This window comes from Gardnerella sp. KA01002 (genome assembly GCF_049244015.1).
GTDB classification, from domain to species: Bacteria; Actinomycetota; Actinomycetes; order Actinomycetales; family Bifidobacteriaceae; genus Bifidobacterium; species Bifidobacterium vaginale.
On sequence record NZ_CP058365.1, the window covers coordinates 146,149 to 166,927 of the forward strand.

The following is a 20,779-nucleotide window of genomic DNA, read 5'->3' on the forward strand; positions in this document are numbered from 1 at the left end:
ATGGCGCAACGCAACACTTATAGAGAAGACGAAGGCCAAGAAGAGCACGTAAATTTGCACGAGTTGATGCGCGTTCGCAAATATATAAAGCCGTACGTATGGCAGCTAGTCAAAATAGTTTTAGTTGTTATTAGCGGAAGTTGCATTATGACAGTAACTCCAATGATTACAAAAACACTTATAGACGTAGTTTTGCCTAATAAAAACGTTTCTTATTTGTACGCGCTTATTGCATTGTTTGGCGTGCTTATTGTGCTGTATGAGCTTGGGTTAGCCTACAGAACGCTTGCAATTACGCGACTCGGCCAAATGATAATTAAAGATATGCGACGAGATATTTTTACGCACGTGCAATCGTTATCGTTTGATTACTTCGATTCGCGCCCACACGGCAAGATTTTGATTCGCATAGTAAACTACATAAACACGCTTTCCGACACGCTTTCTTCTGGTTTAATCAACGTGTTTTCCGATGTTTTTGTGCTAATCATTACACTAATCGCAATGTTTGCTATGGATTGGCGAATGGCATTGTGGAGTCTTGTATTATTCCCAGTTTTTATAATCTGGACTCGCACTTTGCAAATTTTGCAACGAAAAGCGTCTAAAAAATTGTCGAATAAACAAAGCAATCTTAACGCATATTTGCACGAATCAATCGCAGGCGTAAAAACCACTCAAACTTTTGCGCGCGAATCAGAACAATACGCTACATTCCAAGATCAGCAGTCGGGAGTTAGAAAAGCGTGGATGCGAAACGTTAGAGTGCAAATGCTTCTTTGGCCTGGAGCTTCGATTATTGAAAGCGCAGCAATTTCGCTGCTCTACTATGTTGGCATAACAAACGCGAGCAGTATGAACATAAGCACGGGTACTCTTATAGCATTTGTGTGGTATTCGAGCACTTTCTGGGAGCCAGTTGTAAACATTGGTAACTTCTACACGCAACTTATAACATGCTCAGTGTATTTGGAGCGTATTTTTGAGACTCTAAGCATTAAGCCAAATATTGTAGATAAGCCAGATGCAAAAGAATTGCCGCAAATTAAAGGCAGGGTTGACGTAAACGACGTTGTGTTCCGCTACGAAGAGAACGGAAAGCCGATTTTGAATTTAGTTGACTTGCACATTGAGCCTGGAACAACGGTTGCACTTGTAGGTCCTACTGGAGCGGGTAAAACAACGCTTGTAAGCCTGCTTTCTAGATTCTACGACGTTTCCGAAGGCTCAATCACAATTGACGGCTACGATGTGCGCTCAATAACGTTAGCATCTTTGCGCAAACAAATGGGCGTTATGCTTCAAGACAGCTTTATATTTAGCGGAACTGTTAAAGAAAACATTCGCTACGGCAAGCTTGACGCAACAGACGAGGAGATTGAGTCGGCGGCTCGCGTAGTTCACGCGCACGAGTTTATTGAAGAATTGCCTAATGGCTACGATACGGAAATTGAGGAGCGAGGAGCCACTCTTTCTGCAGGACAAAGGCAGCTTATATCGTTTGCCAGAGTATTACTTGCGAATCCGCGAATTCTAATTTTAGACGAAGCAACAAGCAATATAGATACGCGTACAGAAGAGGCGTTGCAAGCAGGATTAGCTCAATTGCTTAAAAATCGCACTTCTTTTGTAATTGCACACAGGCTTTCTACAATAGAGAATGCGGATTTGATTTGCGTGATTGACCATGGGCAAATCGTGGAGCGCGGAAGCCATGAGCAACTTATGGCGCAGAAAGGTGCGTATTACAGGCTTGTGGAATCGCAATACGCTGCGATTAGTGCTGCGATCCAGTAAGCGCAAAAGTTGCGTTTTAAGTCACGTTTCAAGCCACGTTAAATATGCGACTACACTTGTAAATCATGAGTAAGCATCATCGCGAACATAATTGGGCGCCTTCTTTAACAGAGCAGTCTGAAATATGGCAGAATCTAATTAAAGAAGGCATAACAATCGCAGACGACCACACGCACATGTTAAGCGTAGTGGATTTTGCAAAAAATCTTAATCAAGAATTATCGCAAAAAGGGCGAGAACCAATTGCGGAACCAAGTGCAGATGACTTAGTAAATAGTGCAAAAGCATCAGGCGTTTCTAAAATGATTGAGGTTGGATGCGAATATCCAAATTGGCAGCCAACAATAGATTTTGCGGCAGCTCACGCGGATTGCGTGCGTGCTGCAATAGCGATTCACCCCAACGAAGCGCCTCTACACGGTCATAGGGGAGCAGAAGGGCCAGACGGCTTACCGGTGGTTTATAAGCCGTATCATGATATTTCATTTGACGAAGCAATGCAACACTTGCGCTCGCTAGTCGTAGATAACGCAGAAGAAGTAGTGGCAATAGGTGAAACGGGATTAGACTATTTTCGCACAGGCGAGTCTGCAAGGATTTACCAACGCGAATCATTCCGCGCGCATATAGCACTTGCAAAAGAGCTTAATTTGCCGCTTCAAATTCACGATAGAGATGCTCATAGTGATGTTGTAGAAATTTTGCTAAAAGACGGAGCGCCAGAGCGCACAGTGTTTCACAGCTATTCTGGCGGGAAAGACTTAGCTCAAGTGCTAAAAGAAAACGGATGGTACGCAAGTTTTTCTGGAACGATTAGCTATAAAGGTAACGAAGATTTACAAGAATCTGCGCGAATCATTGGCAAAGATCACATAACTGTTGAAACAGATGCGCCGTACCTTACACCAATGCCGTATAGGGGTCGTCCGAACGCGCCTTATATGGTTCCTTATACACTTGAATCGTTAGCAACCGCGCTTGACTGTTCTTTGCTAGAAGTAGCAAAGTCAACTTTAAAAACAACGAAAGAAATCTACGGTTTTTAGATGATCTAGTCTTATATTCTTGCTTTGATTAAGCCTTATTTTTCAAGGATTCTATGCTGACTTTGCTTTATATATCTGTTATTGTATACAATATTTAGGTACAAATAAATAAAACTGTAAGCAGTAAGACCATATGCGACTTCTTATTATGGCAGATTATTGCAAAGAAGAGGTCTTACTTTTTGGAGGAAAAATCAAGCATGACTAAGTCACGCGTTTCAGCGCTATCTAACGATGACGCTAAGGATCTTCGCAACGGGGCGAAGGAGTCTGAGAAGGCTGCTAAGGGAGTAACGAACCCTAAAGAGGCGATTCTAAAAGCCGCTTCTTTTACAAAAGCGCCAAAAGTTTCTCAGAAAACCACCACTCGCGAAGAACGAGAGGCGTTGGCGTATCAGCAGGCTAAAGAAGTTAAAGAGGCTGAAAAGCTTGCGGATAGTGCGGTTAGAGGTCCACTTGGCAGATGGTGGGCAAAGATACAAACCAGCTCAGATAAATTTACTTTAGGTATGTCGATAGTGGCATTGGGCGTTGTTTATGGAGATATTGGAACTTCTCCTTTGTACACTGCTCAAACATTCTTAGCTGGTCAAGGCGGATTGCAAAACATTAGTCGCGAAGCCGTTTACGGAATGTTATCCCTAGTGTTTTGGTCAATCACGCTGATCACAACCGTAAAATACGTGTTTGTAGCAATGCGAACAGACAACAAAGGCGAAGGCGGAATATTCGCACTCTACTCGCTTATTAGACGAAAAGGCGCGTGGCTTGCGATTCCAGCAATGATTGGCGGTGCTGCGTTCCTTGCTGATTCTGTTCTAACTCCAGCAGTTTCAATATCTTCTGCAGTTGAAGGTCTGCGAACTATATCTGCGTTTAGGCCTATTTTCTTAGAAAACGACAATCTATCTTTAATGATCACCGTGGTTATTATTGTGATTCTGTTTTCGGTTCAACAGCGAGGAACTGAAAGAATAGGCAAAGTTTTCGGCATAGTAGTTATGATATGGTTCGGATTCCTAGCGCTTGTTGGAATCATGAATATTGGAGAAGATTGGGCAATTTTTGAAGCTTTGAACCCAATTTACGGCTTGAAGTTTTTGTTTAGTTCGCACAATGTGCAAGGAATGGCGTTAATGGGCATCATATTCCTTTCCACAACAGGTGCGGAAGCCTTGTATTCTGATATGGGTCATGTTGGGCGTGGAAACGTTTACGTTACGTGGCCATTTATTAAAGTTGCTCTTGTTCTAAACTACTTTGGTCAAGGCAGCTGGATGCTACAACATCAAAACAATAAAGCATTATGGTCTATAGAAGGCTTAAATCCTTTCTTCCAGATGCTCAGCCCGAATTTACGTTATGTAGCAGTTGTGCTTTCTGTAACAGCAGGCATTATTGCATCACAGGCTTTGATTACTGGTGCATTCACTATGGTTTCAGAAGCTACAAGCCTTAATTGGATGCCTCATCTCCAGGTGCGTTACCCTGCGCGTACTCGTGGTCAGCTTTATATTCCAGTTGTTAATTTTGTGCTTTGTCTTGCAACTCTTACGGTTTTAGCTGTGTTTAAAGATTCAGAGCATATTTCGGGAGCATATGGTCTTGCACTTACGCTTACCATGATTGCTACAACAACACTTCTTACTGTTCACATGTGGTATCAAAAGAAGAAGATTGCTGCTTTAATTTTTGCCACTGTGTTCTTGATTATCGAGATTTTGTTCTTTATAGCATCTATGGCAAAATTCATGCATGGTGGTTGGTTTACCATGATTCTTGGGGCTACGATTCTTATCGTTATGCTCACTTGGAAGGATGGCACTAAGATTGAGCGTTCTCAACGCTTGCACATGAAGCCTAAGGATTTTCTGCCTGTGCTAGATAAGCTTCATCGTGATTTCCGTATTCCTTATTTTGCGGATAACATTGTTTATTTGACTTCCGATAAGGAAATGAAGCGTTTGGATACTGGAATCTTCTTCTCTATTTTTGCGGATCATCCTAAGCGTGCGCGCGCGTGGTGGGCTGTGTCAGTGGAAACGGATGATGCTCCGTTTACTCGCGAATATTGCGTGGAGAATTTTGGTACGGACTATTTGTTCCGCGTTAAGATCAAACTTGGGTTTAAGGTTTCTCCTTCGATTCCTGCGTATTTGCATCAGATTATGCACGATTTGTCGCATACTGGCGAGCTTCCGCAACAGCAATCTGTGTACCCTAAGGTTGATGCGGATCCAGATATTGGTCCAATTCGTTACGTGCTTTTACATAAGGCTTTGATGCCTGAGTCGAATATTTCTTTGCGTGGTGCGTTATCGTTAAAAATGAAGTATGCGATTCGTCATATTGCTGGTACGCCTGTTAAGTGGTTTGGATTAGCTCCGTATAATCCTGTTGTAGAAGTTCAGCCGTTGTTTGTTTCCACTCGTAGACCTCCTCGTTTAAAGAGAGAAGAAGTTGCTTCTTCTAGAGCAGTTCAGTCTTTGCAAGGTTCAGGAATTGTGTCTGATGTTGCGTCGGATGCTGAACAAACAACTATTATGAACGCTAGAGATATTGTTAATGCAAATGTTTCTAGCGATGGCAAGTCTGAGAAGTCTGAAAAGTCTGCAAATAAGGAGACTAAGGAATCTAAAATATCTAACACTGGCAAAATCGCTAGAATAGATACTGGTCAGATTAAAGCAGTTAAAAAGTGAAGTGATTTAAGCAACTAAGCAACAAGTGCTTTGTTTGTGTTGCTTTGTTTTAAGGAGCGCGGTGTAATTATGCTTGCAGATTTGCCTGATTTTAATAGGATCGAAAAGTTGCATCGCGCTACTGCGCCAAGTGAAGCTGCGTACAATTTGATTCACTGCCATTGTGTTGTTATTGCTACGATTTCTTGGATGATCGCAAGACGCCAAAATCAGTTGTTGGCTTTTAAGCAGCTTGGTAGTATTGAGGATTTTGCGGATAAGTCGCCAGCATCCGTCGAACGGATTATGCTTTGTCAAATATCTAAAATCAATAAAGACTTAAAAAGTAGATGTGATTTAGCAAAGTCGTGTCTTGAAAAATTAATAAATTTAGATCCGTTATCTCTTCCTCAAATCGATGGAGGTGCGGCTCCAAGTGATTATGTAGACGAATATGCTGCATTTGCTGGAGGATTGTTGCACGATATCGGAACTTATTTTGTTTTAGATAAAGACGGTTCGCGCGAAGAGAACAGTAAGTTGGAGTTTGACGGTCCTCATTATATTTTGCACGGCTTGCGCGGCTACAACTATTTGATTGATAACGGTTTTAGCGAAGATACTGCGCAATTTGCGCGTAATCATACTGGTGTAGGGCTGACTCGCGAGCAAGTTGTTTCTCAGAATTTACCGCTTCCAGCTGGCGACTATATTCCGCAAACTATTGAACAAGAAATTGTGATGGTCGCAGATAAATACAACAGTAAGTCGATTCCGCCGCGATTTTTAACAGTTGATACATATAGATGTAAAGCTGAACGATTTGGCGAAGAAAATGCAAAGCGATGGATGTTCTTGGTTAATAAGTATGGCAGAGTGAGTGTTTGCAAGCTTGCAGATTTCTTTGGGCTTAAGGTTGATTAGGCAAAGTTGATTAAGCTTTGCTTTTATGGCTATAAAGCCGCTAATCCAAGTGCAGTGTTTACTTCGGCTACAATATCGTGCATAGCAGCGCTTGCTGCAGCTGCGTCACCTTCCATAATTGCCTGCGTTACCTTTTTATGGTTTAATATCGCTTCTTTATTTGGTTTTTGCGGATAAAGATTTAGCTCAACTCTGCCGCGTAATACGCTTTCGACTATTGAACTAAGTTTTGCAAAAATCGGGTTACCGCTATTTGCAAGCAAAAGAGTATGGAACTGGATATCTAATTCATGAAAATCTGCCAGTCTATCTTCTTCTACCGCTTTTACCATATCGTGACCAATTACGCCCACTTTATAGCGCATTTCTACATTTCCGCGTAATGCGCATCCAGCTGCTGCAGCGGGTTCTACAACAAGACGAAGTTCTGTTAATGCTCGTAGTTCGTTTTCTCTGTATGGTGAATGTAATTTCCATGTGATTACGCGTGTATTTAAATCGTCCCAATTTTCTGGGCTGCAAGCTATTACGCCTGTTCCGCGTTGAAATTGTACACACCCCAAAGATGCTAATAGTCTTGTTGCTTCTCGAGCTACTGTTCTAGATATTCCATATTGTTTTTGAATATCTTCTAGTTTTCGATTAGTTTTTGGTTCCCATTTGTTATTTACTATTTCGTCTGCGAGAGCATCCGCTATAGATAGATGTAAAGGAGCGTTTTCGGTCACTAAGTCACTGGAAATTTGACTTTGTGTGGTATTAGACACCATATTTGCCTCGCAGTTTTATGTATACTTATGGTTTCATCCTAGCAAATAGAAAATGAAAATATAGTTATGCTCAAAAAATACCACACAAAGACTCTTAATTCTTTGACAAAGAGTCTTTGTGTGGTATTCTTATAGTGTTGTCAATAACAAAGGAGCTATTATGGCGATTCACATTGTAGTGATGGGCGTTGCTGGTTGCGGCAAGTCTACTGTTTCTGAGGCAATTCGCGATCAACTTGGTTACACTTTGGCAGAAGGCGATGATTTTCATCCAAAAGCTAATATAGATAAAATGTCCGCAGGAATTGCGTTAACAGATGAAGATCGTTGGCCTTGGTTGGATCTTATTAACAAATGGATGGTTGCGCGTGAAAGTCTTGGAGAAAACACAGTTGTTTCAAGCTCTGCATTAAAACGGTCATATCGCGAAGTTCTTTCTAAAAATCTAAACGTGTACTTCTTGCATTTAAACGGAAGCCATGAGTTAATAGCGCAGAGGCTAAAAGATCGTAAAGGACACTTTATGCCACCATCTTTATTGCCAAGTCAGTTTGCAATTTTGGAGCCTCTAGGTAAAGAAGAAAACGGAACCGTTATATCGATTGAAGGTTCTGTTGAAGATATGGTTCATAGAGCTATCAAAGCAGTAAAAACATATGAACAATCGCAGCTGCAAAAACAATCATAAATGCAAAACAATAGCAATTGTAAAGTGGCGCAATTGTAAAGCAGCACAAAAATATACATTCAAAAATTACTAACGCAAATAACAAAGTTGTTAGCGCATTGATCGTAAACAAAAGATCACAAGGAATTATAAATAAAGCATCACAATAATTAAAACAATTCACAAAATCATGGAGGATTTATGAGTGGGTTAATTCTTGCGGCAATATTAGGTATAGCGCTTATTGTCGTACTTATTGCAGTGGTAAAAGTACATCCCTTCCTATCGTTAATGATTGGTTCGATTGCAACTGCAATCATTGCAGGAGTTCCATATGATAAAAGTCTTACAAGCTTTACTAATGGAGTTGGTTCCACAGCATCAGGAGTTGGATTACTCATTGCTTTAGGCGGAATTATTGGAATTCTTCTTACGCGTTCTGGTGGAGCAGACGTGATTTGTGACACCATACTTAAGAAAGCTCCAGAACATAAGCTTCCATGGGCTATGGCGCTGAGCGCATTTATTGTTGGAATTCCACTGTTCTTTGAAGTTGGTGTAGTGATACTTATACCAATTATTCTTCTTGTTGCTCGTCGTACAAAAATGCCAGTAATTGCTTTAGGAATACCGGCGCTCGCAGGCTTATCGGCTTTGCATGCTTTTGTACCGCCACATCCTGGACCACTTGTTGCTATTGATGCTTTGCACGCAAACCTTGGATTGACTTTGGCTTTTGGTTTGATTATCGCCATACCAACTGTAGCAATCGCAGGACCTCTAATGGTTCATTGGATGGTAAAAATGGTTCCTATTCAAGCTAAGCAAGAAGAAGACAATAAGAAGGAAGATAAGCCACAAAATCGTCCTACATTCGCGGAAGCATCTAGCGTAATTTTACTTCCAGTAATTCTTATGCTTGCAGCCAGTGTTGTTGATATTACGGGGCAATCAAAATCTACATTTGGTAGTGTAATCGCATGGATTGGAACACCACTTGAAGCTCTTACAATCACTACTATTTTTGCGATGATATTATTTGCTATTCGCGCAAAGTGGAGTAGGGATACATTAAATTCTCTGGTAGGCCTTTCGTTCTCCTCAATTGCAAGTATCTTGTTGATCGTTGCTGCTGGAGGTGGATTCAAGCAAACTCTTGTAGATTCTGGAATTGGTAAAGTTATTGCTACGGGCATTGTTCAGGCAAATCTTAATCCTCTTCTTGCTGGATGGATTGTTGCTGTACTAATTAGGCTGGCGACTGGATCTGCAACCGTTGCAACCGTAACGGCATCTGGTATTGTTGCACCTTTGGCTGCAAATCTAAATCAAGTACAATTAGCGTTACTCGTACTAGCTATTGGTGCTGGATCAATCTTCTTATCTCATGTAAATGATGCTGGATTCTGGTTGGTTAAAGAATATTTCGGTATGAGCGTAGGACAAACATTTAAAACATGGTCATTAATGGAAACAGTATTGTCTGTTGTTGGACTTGCAATTATTATGCTAGTTTCTGCTGTTGTTCCTGTTTTTATGTGAAATTAAAAAGATTATCTGAATAAGTTTTGTGACAGTTTTGCAAAAGTTATTAAAAGTTATTAAAAGTTATCAAAAAATTTGAAGGAAGGAATTTATTATGCAATTAGGTGTTATCGGTTTAGGGCGCATGGGTGGAAACATGGTTAAGCGCTTGCGCGAAGGAGGTCATGAAGTTGTTGGATACGACGTTAGTGCCGAATCAAATCGAGATGTTGATTCTTTAGAAAAATTGGTACAAAGACTTTCTAGTCCGCGTATTGTATGGGTTATGGTTCCAGCTGGTTTTCCTACAGACACAACTATCGAAAAATTAAGCAATCTTCTTGAAGATAATGATCTAGTAATTGATGGAGGTAATACTAGGTATATTGATGATCAACGTCATTCTGTTGAATTAAAAGCAAAGGGAATCCATTTTATGGATGTTGGAGTTTCAGGAGGAGTTTGGGGCTCGACTCGTGGTTACGCATTGATGGCTGGCGGCTCCGATGAAGATTATCAGAGAATGCTACCAATTTTCGAGACTTTGAAGCCTGAAGGCCCTGATGGACTCGTTCATGCTGGTGCTGTTGGCGGTGGTCATTTTGCCAAGATGGTTCACAATGGAATTGAATATGGCATGATGCAGGCTTTTGGTGAAGGCTTTGCAACAATGATGCGTTCAGAATTAATAGATGATCCAGCTAAGGTTATGTCTTCATGGCGCCAAGGTTCTGTTGTTCAATCTTGGTTGCTTGACTTATTCGCGCGCGCTGCAAAAGACGATCCAACATTAGAATCTATGCCTCCTGTTGCTAATGAATCTGGTGAAGCAAAGTGGATGGTTGAAGCTGCACTTGAACTTGGTGTTCCAACCCCAGTTACCGCATGCTCATTGTGGGCTCGTCAAGTATCTCGCGGAGGTGGAGATGACACTTTGCGAGTAGTTTCATCGTTGCGCGCGCAGTTTGGTGGCCATGTCACTAAAAAATAGTCAAAATAACTAGAAAATATCTAAGGTAAAAATAGGTAAAAAATAGATAAAGAATAGATAAAGATTGTATAGATGGGCAGTTATGCGTTAATTGCCCATCTATTTTATTTTCGACACTCCCGGGTTTTGTGTTTTTTATGGTTTTTTGTTTGTTTTTTGGGTTGTTTTTGGTTTTGTGTTGGTGGTTGTGGTGGTTTGTTGTGGTTTTTTGCGTGTTTTCGACACGCCGATGTTTTGGCTTGTTTTCAATGGTTTTGTGGTGTTTGTTTGGTGTTGGTTTGCGTTTTAGTGGGGTTTGGTGTAAGTTTATCTCTTGCTGCTCAGCGCGGCTGGTTCTCCTCGGTTGAGGTTGATGGGCCGGCTGGTGTGGTGGTGGTTTGAGAACTCAAGAGCGTGTCTGTACTACTTATTAGTTAATTATTGCCAGTTCATTGTCAGCCTCACGGATTGTGGGGTGCCTGAGAGATGGTTAAATGATGGTGAGGTTTTTTGTTGGGATGTTCTTTCCTTAAAGAATGTCTCGTCTTTTTCTTTTATATTGGAGCCTTTTGTTGGCTCTTCATTGAAGTTTTTCGTGGAGGGTTCGATTCTGGCTCAGGATGAACGCTGGCGGCGTGCTTAACACATGCAAGTCGAACGGGATCTGACCAGCTTGCTGGTTGGTGAGAGTGGCGAACGGGTGAGTAATGCGTGACCAACCTGCCCCATGCTCCAGAATAGCTCTTGGAAACGGGTGGTAATGCTGGATGCTCCAACTTGACGCATGTCTTGTTGGGAAAGTGTTTAGTGGCATGGGATGGGGTCGCGTCCTATCAGCTTGTAGGCGGGGTAATGGCCCACCTAGGCTTCGACGGGTAGCCGGCCTGAGAGGGCGGACGGCCACATTGGGACTGAGATACGGCCCAGACTCCTACGGGAGGCAGCAGTGGGGAATATTGCGCAATGGGGGAAACCCTGACGCAGCGACGCCGCGTGCGGGATGAAGGCCTTCGGGTTGTAAACCGCTTTTGATTGGGAGCAAGCCTTTTGGGTGAGTGTACCTTTCGAATAAGCGCCGGCTAACTACGTGCCAGCAGCCGCGGTAATACGTAGGGCGCAAGCGTTATCCGGAATTATTGGGCGTAAAGAGCTTGTAGGCGGTTCGTCGCGTCTGGTGTGAAAGCCCATCGCTTAACGGTGGGTTTGCGCCGGGTACGGGCGGGCTAGAGTGCAGTAGGGGAGACTGGAATTCTCGGTGTAACGGTGGAATGTGTAGATATCGGGAAGAACACCAATGGCGAAGGCAGGTCTCTGGGCTGTTACTGACGCTGAGAAGCGAAAGCGTGGGGAGCGAACAGGATTAGATACCCTGGTAGTCCACGCCGTAAACGGTGGACGCTGGATGTGGGGCCCATTCCACGGGTTCTGTGTCGGAGCTAACGCGTTAAGCGTCCCGCCTGGGGAGTACGGCCGCAAGGCTAAAACTCAAAGAAATTGACGGGGGCCCGCACAAGCGGCGGAGCATGCGGATTAATTCGATGCAACGCGAAGAACCTTACCTGGGCTTGACATGTGCCTGACGACTGCAGAGATGTGGTTTCCTTTCGGGGCAGGTTCACAGGTGGTGCATGGTCGTCGTCAGCTCGTGTCGTGAGATGTTGGGTTAAGTCCCGCAACGAGCGCAACCCTCGCCCTGTGTTGCCAGCGGGTTATGCCGGGAACTCACGGGGGACCGCCGGGGTTAACTCGGAGGAAGGTGGGGATGACGTCAGATCATCATGCCCCTTACGTCCAGGGCTTCACGCATGCTACAATGGCCAGTACAACGGGTTGCTTCATGGTGACATGGTGCTAATCCCTTAAAACTGGTCTCAGTTCGGATCGTAGTCTGCAACTCGACTACGTGAAGGCGGAGTCGCTAGTAATCGCGAATCAGCAACGTCGCGGTGAATGCGTTCCCGGGCCTTGTACACACCGCCCGTCAAGTCATGAAAGTGGGCAGCACCCGAAGCCGGTGGCCTAACCCTTTTGGGATGGAGCCGTCTAAGGTGAGGCTCGTGATTGGGACTAAGTCGTAACAAGGTAGCCGTACCGGAAGGTGCGGCTGGATCACCTCCTTTCTACGGAGTTTTTGTGCACGCTCGGTTGAGTGTGGTTACTGGTGTGGAAAACAATAGTTAATGTTTTGTGAGTATGTTGGGCATGCTTTTGGGTTCCCGGATTGCCACCCCCCTTGTTTTGGGGTTGCGGTCCTGACCCTTGGATTACAGGTTGAGGCTTTTTGGTTTTTGGCTTGTGTTCTTGGTGTTTGGTGGTTTGAGAACTGGATAGTGGACGCGAGTAAGAATAGTGAGACTATTTTTGGTTTTGCTTGTTTTTACTTTTATCAATTTCAACCGGCTCCATTTTGGTGGAGTCGCTTGATCGTTTTGTGATCGTTTAGTGTGATGATTTATTGTCTAGAGAGTTAAGCGATAGGCTTTTTACTGGTGTATCACTGGTAAGGGCGTATGGTGGATGCCTTGGTAGACAGGACCGATGAAGGACGTGACGGGCTGCGATATGCCTCGGGGAGCTGCCGAGTGGGCTTTGATCCGAGGATTTCCGAATGGGGAGACCCGGCCACTGTTATGGGTGGTCACCACAGTTTTTGTGGGGGGTACGCAGGGAAGTGAAACATCTCAGTACCTGCAGGAAAGGATACTCCGTGAGTAGTGGCGAGCGAAAGCGGATCAGGCTAAACCGAGTACGTGTGATAACCGTCAGGTGTTGCGTATTCGGGGTCGTGGGATTGACTGTTCAGCCTCTGACGGGGTTGAGAAGAGTGATAAAATGTCGTGTTATGTGAATGGGATTGAATTCCCAGCCGTAGAGGGTGATGGCCCCGTAGCAGGTTGCGCGATGTCTTTTTATGTTTATTCCCAAGTAGCGCGGGCCTCGTGGAATCCCGCGTGAATCTGCCCAGACCGTTGGGTAAGCCTAAGTATTCCTGTCTGACCGATAGTGTACTAGTACCGTGAGGGAAAGGTGAAAAGCACCCCGGGAGGGGAGTGAAATAGTTCCTGAAACCGTGCGCTTACAATCCGTCGGAGCCTTCTTTGTGGGGTGACGGCGTGCCTATCGAAAAATGAGTCTGCGAGTCAGTGGTATGTGGCGAGGCTAACCCGGGTGGGGGAGCCGTAGCGAAAGCGAGTTTTAAAAGGCGTTTTAGTCGCATGTCCTGGACCCGAAGCGGGATGATCTAGCCCTGAGCAGGTTGAAGCGCGGGTAAGACCGTGTGGAGGACCGAACCCACCTAGGTTGAAAACTGGGGGGATGACTTGGGGTTAGGGGTGAAAGGCCAATCAAATTCCGTGATAGCTGGTTCTCTCCGAAATGCATTTAGGTGCAGCGTCATGTTATTGCTTGCAGGGGGTAGAGCTACTGGATGCTTGCGGGCCCATACCGGGTACTAATAGCAGCCAAACTCCGAATACCTGTTAGGTTTATCATGGCAGTGAGTCGGCGGGGGATAAGCTCCGTCGTCAAAAGGGAAACAGCCCTGATCGTCGTCTAAGGTCCCGAAGCGCGTGCTAAGTGGGAAAGGATGTGGAGTCGCATAGACAGCCAGGAGGTTGGCTCAGAAGCAGCCATCCTTGAAAGAGTGCGTAACAGCTCACTGGTCTAGTGGTTCCGCGCCGACAATGTAGCGGGGCTTAAGCACGCCACCGAAGACGCGACTGCATGATTTAGTTCATGTGGGGTAGGAGAGCGTCCTGTATGGGGTGAAGCGGCAGTGTGAACTTGTCGTGGACTATACGGGAGTGAGAATGCAGACATGAGTAGCGAGAGACAGGTGTGAATCCTGTCCGCTGAATGACTAAGGGTTCCGGGGCCACGTTCGTCGTCCCCGGGTGAGTCGAGTCCTAAGGCGAGGCCGACAGGCGTAGTCGAATGGATGAACGGGTTGATATTCCCGTACCGGTGTTACACCGTTCGAACTGAATCTGAGAGTACTAACCTTCGTTATTCTGGTTGATTATCTTTCGGGGTTTTCTTCTGGTTTAGTGTTGGGAGCGTATCGGTAGTAGGTTAGCGTGGGAGTGACGCGGGTAGGTAGCCGGCTGCGGAGGTGGTTTTCCGTGGCTAAGCGTGTGGGCTGTCCTCTAGGTAAATCCGGGGGATGTTAAGCTGAGGCGTGATGGGTAGGCTGTAAGGCTGATTCCGGTGATCCTGCTTGCCGAGAAAAGCTTCAACGTGAGGTGTGATTCCGCTCGTACCCTAAACCGACACTGGTGGTCTGGTAGAGTATACCAAAGCGATCGGGCGAATCCTGGCCAAGGAACTCGGCAAATTACTCCCGTGCCTTCGGCATAAGGGAGACCCCTGATGGTGATATGGTTTCACATTGTTGAGCTGTTGGGGGTGGCACAAGCTAGGGGGTAGCGACTGTTTACCAAAAACACAGGAGCGTGCGAAGGCGTAAGCCGCTGTATACGCTCTGACGCCTGCCCGGTGCCGGAAGGTTAAGAGGATCCGTTAGCTTCGGTGAAGCGGTGAATTTAAGCCCCGGTAAACGGCGGTGGTAACTATAACCATCCTAAGGTAGCGAAATTCCTTGTCGGGTAAGTTCCGACCTGCACGAATGGCGTAACGACTTCCCCACTGTCTCGGCCAGGAGCCCGGCGAAATTGCAGTACGAGTAAAGATGCTCGTTAAGCGCAGAAGGACGAAAAGACCCCGGGACCTTTACTATACCTTGGTATTGTCGTTAGGTGTGGATCGTGTAGCATAGGCGGGAGGCTGTGAAGCGTGGGCGCTAGCTTGCGTGGAGTCGATCAGTGAAATACCGCTCTTTCCATATCTGGCGTCTAACCTCGACACGTTATCCGTGTTAGGGACAGTGCCTGGCGGGTAGTTTAACTGGGGCGGTTGCCTCCTAAAGAGTAACGGAGGCGCTCAATGGTCCGCTCAGCCCGGTTGGCAATCGGGTGTTGAGTGTAATCGCACAAGCGGGCTTGACTGTGAGACTGACGGGTCGAGCAGGGACGAAAGTCGGAGATAGTGATCCGGTGCCGGCGTACGGACGTGGCATCGCTCAACGGATAAAAGGTACCCCGGGGATAACAGGCTGATCATTCCCAAGAGTCCATATCGACGGGATGGTTTGGCACCTCGATGTCGGCTCGTCGCATCCTGGGGCTGGAGCAGGTCCCAAGGGTTCGGCTGTTCGCCGATTAAAGCGGCACGCGAGCTGGGTTCAGAACGTCGTGAGACAGTTTGGTCTCTATCCTCTGCGCTCGTTGGAATGTTGAGGAGACCTGCCCATAGTACGAGAGGACCTGGGTGGACGAACCTCTGGTATGCCGGTCGTCACGCCAGTGGCGCTGCCGGTTAGCTACGTTTGGAAGGGATAACCGCTGAAAGCATCTAAGCGGGAAGCCTGCTCCAAGATTAGCATTCCTTGCACTTTGTGTGTGAGCCCCCATGTAGAACACGTGGTTGATAGGCTGGATGTGGAAGCCCTGTAAGGGGTGGAGCTGACCAGTACTAATGGGCGATTGTGATACTACTTGTATTGCTTATCGTTTAATTCTCTTAACTTTGAGGAGTGTTAGACGGTCATTTTATGGTTAAGTTGTTGATTTTGATGATTGTTTTTCTGTTGCTCGCGTTCATGTCCGGTTCCCAAACCGCCAATTTGCCGCTCGTTTAAAGCGAGTGTATAATCTAGTTTTGCGGTGGTCATGGCTCAGGTGAGACGCCCGGTCCCATTCCGAACCCGGAAGCTAAGGCCTGACACGGTGAGGGTACTGCACTCGATAGGGTGTGGGAGACTAGCACGCTGCCGCATTATTCTTTGATAAGCGGGGAACTTGATTGTTCCCCGCTTTTTTATTATTTAAGTTTAGGTTATCGTCGAACACGTTCATATTCTTGTAGTGCGATTGTACCAAAACATGTTAGTGTAAAGAATCTTGTTAGCGTAAAGAGTAGTGTGTAAGTGTAGCTTTAACACAATTAAACTGATTAAACGGAAGTATGTATGAAAAAGGCTCTTATTAACATTGATTACACTAATGATTTCGTTGCAAGTGATGGCTCGCTTACAGTAGGAGAGCCTGCACAAAAGCTCGAGAAGCGCATTATCGAGATATCGCAAGAATTTCTCGATGCTGGAGAATTCGTTGTTTTTGCAATCGACACGCATCATCTAAACGATCCGTATCATCCTGAAACTAAGCTTTTCCCACCTCACAATATTGCTGGAACACACGGTCAGGAGCTCTATGGCACTCTTGGTGATTTTTATGAGGCGAATAAAGATAAAAGCAACGTTTATTACATTCATAAAACTCGCTACTCGTCGTTTAATGGCACGGATTTGCTGATTAAACTTCGCGAACGTCATATTGAGGAGCTGAATTTGGTAGGCGTTTGCACAGATATTTGCGTGCTTCACACGGCTGTCGATGCGTATAATCTTGGATTCAAGATTGTGGTTCACAAAGATGCAGTCGCAAGCTTTGATCCTCAAGGTCACGAGTGGGCTTTGCGCCACTTTAAGACTTGTCTTAATGCAGATATTGTAGAAGGCTAAGATCTTTAGCTAAAAATATAAATAATTATTAAATAATCAATTATTAAATAATCGACGCTGGTTGCTTTGAGCTGCCAGCGTTTTTGTTTAATCGGAGTGTCGACTTGACTATTAATGAGAATCATTATTATTATTGATAGACGTTGTAAAGATGTCTTCGAGTAGTTATGTGTAAAAGAAGAGTACACATTGCGAAATATAGAAGATGAAGTGTAGAGAGCGAAATAGTAATTATGACTCAGGTCATTAAGAATATGGTAAAACGCGCGTTTGCGATGTGCGGCGTTGCGGTGCTTGCGTTTGCGGTGCTGGTATCGGGGTTCAGCGCTGCTTTACCGGCAGTTGCATTAGAAAATGGTAATCCTGCTGAAAAATACGATCCTACAAAAAAGGAAGTGCTAAGTCACGGTCATACAGACGTGTTTTACCCAATTCAATACAATGGTAAATTCATTATGGCCGTCGAAAAAGACGCTGCTACTTTCTTAAAGCCTGAAAACACTACTTTGCGCGTAGCCAAAAGCACGTATACTACAAAATCGCAACTTCCTGCTCTCGCTACTGAATACTACTATCTCGATAGTTCCGGAAATCAAAAAGGAAACCCCCTCTTCCCAGGTTGGGACACAGGTTATGCTGCATCTTTAGTTGGCGCATCTCACGCAGATGATGCAACAGCAGATATTGCAATTCAGCAAGTTACTGGACCAATGAACGGGCGCATTCTGCTTTGGACTACCGATGGCATTGGAAAAAATTCGAAGAAATTATCATTTGAAGAGAATGATTTAGACGACGAACCTGATACTGATGGCAGTCGATTTATGCTACCTGGCGTAATTCACCAACATACTGCTGGCCACGTGCATGCAAACTGGGGATTTACGCAGCCTGGCGTTTACAAACTAAAAGTAGCAGCAACTATTACAAATAAGAACACTAAGAAGCAGATTACAACCGAACCTGCAGAATACACTTTTGAAGTAGAAGATACATATTCAGGCGAAGTACCTGTTTCTGGCATTACGGAAACGCTTGATTTGCACCGTCGCGGTGATTTTATTAATCCTGACGATGATGAAGAAGCGCACGAAGCTTCCAAAGATCATAAAGACACGGATAAAGACGATGGCGGCGATATGCGCATCGGCAATATTCGTGATTCCGGACCTCATCCGCATTATCATTCATACGAAGGTTATGGTGGTTTAGACTTAAAAGTAGTTAACAAACCAAAGGGCGCTCGTATTGAGTGGAGATATGTGCGTGCTGACGAAGGTCCTGACGCGTATGGAACCACTCTTTTTGCTGAGAGATTGCAGCTTCCAGCTGAGCCTGCAATGAACAAGATGAAAGTGTATGCTCACGCAACTGAAGGTGAAACGCAAGTTGGCAAAGATACTGCGTCTGCAACCATCGCCGTTGAAGATCACGGTGCTGACGGACATCCTGTAGTAAAAGCAATTGCTCCTTATAAGCGTTTCAAACCAGGGGATACTTTACACGCGAAAACAGTATTGCTTAACCCTCATGTTGCAACCGACGGTGTTACCGGTGCGCCAATTGACGATCCGACAAGTCCAGTAACTTCCATTGTTAAAGATTATGTTTGGTTGATGAAAAAGGAAGGAGAAAGCGAATTTAAGCGCATTCCGGGTGCCGTGAACAGCAAGTTGGAGCTAAAACTTGATGCGTCAATGCAAGGTGCAACGATTCGTCCTTCCTTAGTTTTAAAGAACGGTGAGCTTTATCGTAATAAAATGTTTGATGAGTTTTGCGATTATGTTATTGAGATGAAAGGTGTTCCTCACTCTCATAACCATGATGGCGATGATGATCAAAGTGGTTCTGATTCTGAGGATGATGAGAATCCTCATGGGAAAAAGCGACATGAGAAGCGACATAATAATCGTCATAATAAGCGCAAAAATAAGACTAAGCATTTCGCTGGTGGAAAGAACTTTTTGAAAGGCGTATTCGGTGGTGCTGCAAATTCTGGACTATTCGGATCTAGCTCTAACGGTGGATTCCAATTCGAATCTAATTTCTTTAAGAAATCTGGCAAAAAATTAAAGCGCGCAAAGAATAATCGCAATAAGAATAATCGCAATAAGACTAACCGCAATAATCGTAAGAATAATCCTAAAAATAATACGCAAAGTGGTGCTAGTTCTGGTTCTAGTTCTTTTACAAGAACAGAAAATTCAAGCGGAACATCGTTACATAATTCATCGCGACGAACTTCTGACGGAACTCATACTAAGAACAAGAGCTCTAAGAAAAGTGGACAGACTATTCGTAATTTCGTAAGAACAGATAATAATTCTGGCAATAAGTCCAAAAATAGTTCTGTCAATAACTCTGATTTTGTTAAGAGTAATGAACGTCATGCTTTGCAAGGTGCAAGGCAATACAACGAAGAATCTGATGAAACGTATGAAGATGATTCAGATGATATAAAAGGTGATAGTTCTTCGATTAAGTGGATTGCGGTTGCAGCTTCAGGTGCGAGCGTCGGCTTATGCACAATAACTGGTGCATGCGGCGCATTGGTACGTCCTAGATTGAAATTGTTGTAAATGGTATTCGTATTATTACTAGAAAGTTTAAATAATGAATTACAAACAAAATGAAACATTGCAAGTAAAACGAAAGCATGTATATTCTACTGCGTTGCTTGCGCTCATATTTTCTTTAGTAACTTTGGTTGCATCTTTATGTGCACCAAATCCAATGCAGGAAACTGCTTATGCTAATGAAGGCAATCAGCCAGTTATGATTCAAGCAGGTCATGCTGATTTTGGACCAACGCTAATCGACGGCAAATGGAAATTGAAGATTCGTGATGATACTGGTGACGAACCAGTGTGGCGAGACCCAGAAAATGTGGTATTTAAATTAGGTGGCAATTCAATAATTCCTATGCCTGATGATGCTGCCTACAGTTTTATTGGCGAAAAGCCTGGAACCAAGCTTTACGTAATTCCACAAACTCAAAATCCTGATGTGCCGTGGCTTGGTTGGAATACGCAGGAAGGTGGCGTGCTTAACGAGCTCGATCGCGGTGCAAACCTTTCTCTTGAAGGAGTAAGCGGCCCGGGTAAACTGCATGTTTACTTAGAAAATGGCAACAACAATCCACAGCAACTTTGGGATAGTACTAAAGGATATCCGCAAAACAGCTGGATTGAAGCCAACGCTCATACTCACGTGAATTGGGTGTTTTCTAAGCCTGGAATTTATCATGTGAAGCTTACTTTTTCAGGAAAGCTTAAAAATGGACGCGCAGTAAGCGATACGCGTGTTCTTAATTTTGCGGTTGGAGATAATACCGATCCTAATGCTGCTTTAGGTGCGAGTGCTGCTGGAGCAAGTGGCAACGAGGGCGACGAAGAGGGTCAAGATGAAGAAGATAACGATGAATCCGAAAAAGATGAAGCTAATCATCATCACGAACTCCTTAACAACAAGCATAAGCATTCTCACAAAGTATCTGAAAAAAGTGACGATACAGCTTTAGTTCTTCAAATCGTAGGTATTTTCGTGGCTATTATTGCCGTAATTATTGTGATTTTTGTACTAATAGCTGTAGTTAAAAGCAAGAAAGCACGAAATCTTGCGCTTGCTAAGCAAGTTTCTGCACAAGCTAATCAACAGTATGCAAATAATGCAAATTCTGTGAATAATGCAAATGGTGACAATACCTTGTCAAATCTAGTGCGTGATCAAGAAACGACAGTAATGTCACCAATTAATAATTCTCAATATTCTCAATCAGACAATATGCAATCTGATGGTACTCAGTGGAAATAATGGTGTG

The 20,779-nt window shown here is 44.4% G+C and carries 12 protein-coding genes and 3 rRNA genes; 14 read left to right on the forward strand and 1 reads right to left on the reverse strand.

Annotated elements, in window-relative coordinates; all coding sequences use genetic code 11:
- The 4 genes from HXT60_RS00525 to HXT60_RS00540 all read left to right on the forward strand — a co-directional run bounded on the left by HXT60_RS00525 (nucleotide 1) and on the right by HXT60_RS00540 (nucleotide 6,448).
- The gene (locus HXT60_RS00525) at nucleotides 1-1,797 is read left to right on the forward strand and encodes an ABC transporter ATP-binding protein (RefSeq protein WP_421791141.1); all 1,797 of its coding nucleotides are present in this window, start codon (nucleotides 1-3) and stop codon (nucleotides 1,795-1,797) included.
- 65 nt (nucleotides 1,798-1,862) lie between these two features.
- Nucleotides 1,863-2,843 carry a TatD family hydrolase gene (locus tag HXT60_RS00530; RefSeq protein ID WP_004118191.1) on the forward strand — a complete coding sequence of 327 codons (981 nt, stop codon included), beginning with the start codon at nucleotides 1,863-1,865 and terminating at the stop codon, nucleotides 2,841-2,843.
- 200 nt (nucleotides 2,844-3,043) lie between these two features.
- Nucleotides 3,044-5,545 carry a KUP/HAK/KT family potassium transporter gene (locus HXT60_RS00535; RefSeq protein ID WP_013399429.1) on the forward strand — a complete coding sequence of 834 codons (2,502 nt, stop codon included), beginning with the start codon at nucleotides 3,044-3,046 and terminating at the stop codon, nucleotides 5,543-5,545.
- 69 nt (nucleotides 5,546-5,614) lie between these two features.
- The gene (locus HXT60_RS00540; protein WP_048731035.1) at nucleotides 5,615-6,448 is read left to right on the forward strand and encodes an HD domain-containing protein; all 834 of its coding nucleotides are present in this window, start codon (nucleotides 5,615-5,617) and stop codon (nucleotides 6,446-6,448) included.
- Nucleotides 6,449-6,477: 29 nt separating this feature from the next.
- On the opposite strand, the gene HXT60_RS00545 is transcribed toward HXT60_RS00540, so the two are convergent.
- Nucleotides 6,478-7,218: a FadR/GntR family transcriptional regulator gene (locus HXT60_RS00545; protein ID WP_048731036.1), complete on the reverse strand. Its 741-nt coding sequence runs from the start codon at nucleotides 7,216-7,218 to the stop codon at nucleotides 6,478-6,480.
- A gap of 160 nt (nucleotides 7,219-7,378) precedes the next feature.
- On the opposite strand from HXT60_RS00545, the gene HXT60_RS00550 reads away from it, so the two are divergent.
- The 10 genes from HXT60_RS00550 (at nucleotide 7,379) to HXT60_RS00595 (ending at nucleotide 20,772) form a co-directional block, all read left to right on the forward strand.
- A complete protein-coding gene (locus HXT60_RS00550) occupies nucleotides 7,379-7,906 on the forward strand; it encodes a gluconokinase (RefSeq protein ID WP_004112729.1) in 528 nt (175 codons plus the stop codon).
- 180 nt (nucleotides 7,907-8,086) lie between these two features.
- The gene (locus HXT60_RS00555; RefSeq protein ID WP_116439773.1) at nucleotides 8,087-9,427 is read left to right on the forward strand and encodes a GntP family permease; all 1,341 of its coding nucleotides are present in this window, start codon (nucleotides 8,087-8,089) and stop codon (nucleotides 9,425-9,427) included.
- A 97-nt stretch (nucleotides 9,428-9,524) separates the two neighbouring features.
- Nucleotides 9,525-10,400, forward strand: a complete 876-nt coding sequence (gene gnd / locus HXT60_RS00560; RefSeq protein ID WP_065189378.1) for a phosphogluconate dehydrogenase (NAD(+)-dependent, decarboxylating) — start codon at nucleotides 9,525-9,527, stop codon at nucleotides 10,398-10,400.
- Nucleotides 10,401-10,472: 72 nt separating this feature from the next.
- Nucleotides 10,473-10,781 (forward strand): hypothetical protein, encoded by a 309-nt coding sequence (locus HXT60_RS00565; RefSeq protein WP_421791145.1) that lies wholly within the window; start codon nucleotides 10,473-10,475, stop codon nucleotides 10,779-10,781.
- 190 nt (nucleotides 10,782-10,971) lie between these two features.
- A 16S ribosomal RNA gene (locus HXT60_RS00570) occupies nucleotides 10,972-12,499 on the forward strand.
- Nucleotides 12,500-12,869: 370 nt separating this feature from the next.
- Nucleotides 12,870-15,931, forward strand: a 23S ribosomal RNA gene (locus HXT60_RS00575).
- A 164-nt stretch (nucleotides 15,932-16,095) separates the two neighbouring features.
- A 5S ribosomal RNA gene (gene rrf / locus HXT60_RS00580) occupies nucleotides 16,096-16,212 on the forward strand.
- The 16S, 23S and 5S rRNA genes sit together here, the layout of an rRNA operon.
- Before the next feature lie 192 nt (nucleotides 16,213-16,404).
- Nucleotides 16,405-16,959, forward strand: a complete 555-nt coding sequence (locus tag HXT60_RS00585; RefSeq protein ID WP_410310847.1) for a cysteine hydrolase family protein — start codon at nucleotides 16,405-16,407, stop codon at nucleotides 16,957-16,959.
- A gap of 233 nt (nucleotides 16,960-17,192) precedes the next feature.
- Nucleotides 17,193-19,538, forward strand: coding sequence for a choice-of-anchor M domain-containing protein (locus HXT60_RS00590; protein WP_421791147.1), 2,346 nt, complete (start codon nucleotides 17,193-17,195; stop codon nucleotides 19,536-19,538).
- A gap of 34 nt (nucleotides 19,539-19,572) precedes the next feature.
- Nucleotides 19,573-20,772 carry a TIGR03773 family transporter-associated surface protein gene (locus HXT60_RS00595; RefSeq protein ID WP_004115987.1) on the forward strand — a complete coding sequence of 400 codons (1,200 nt, stop codon included), beginning with the start codon at nucleotides 19,573-19,575 and terminating at the stop codon, nucleotides 20,770-20,772.
- Nucleotides 20,773-20,779: the final 7 nt, after the last annotated feature.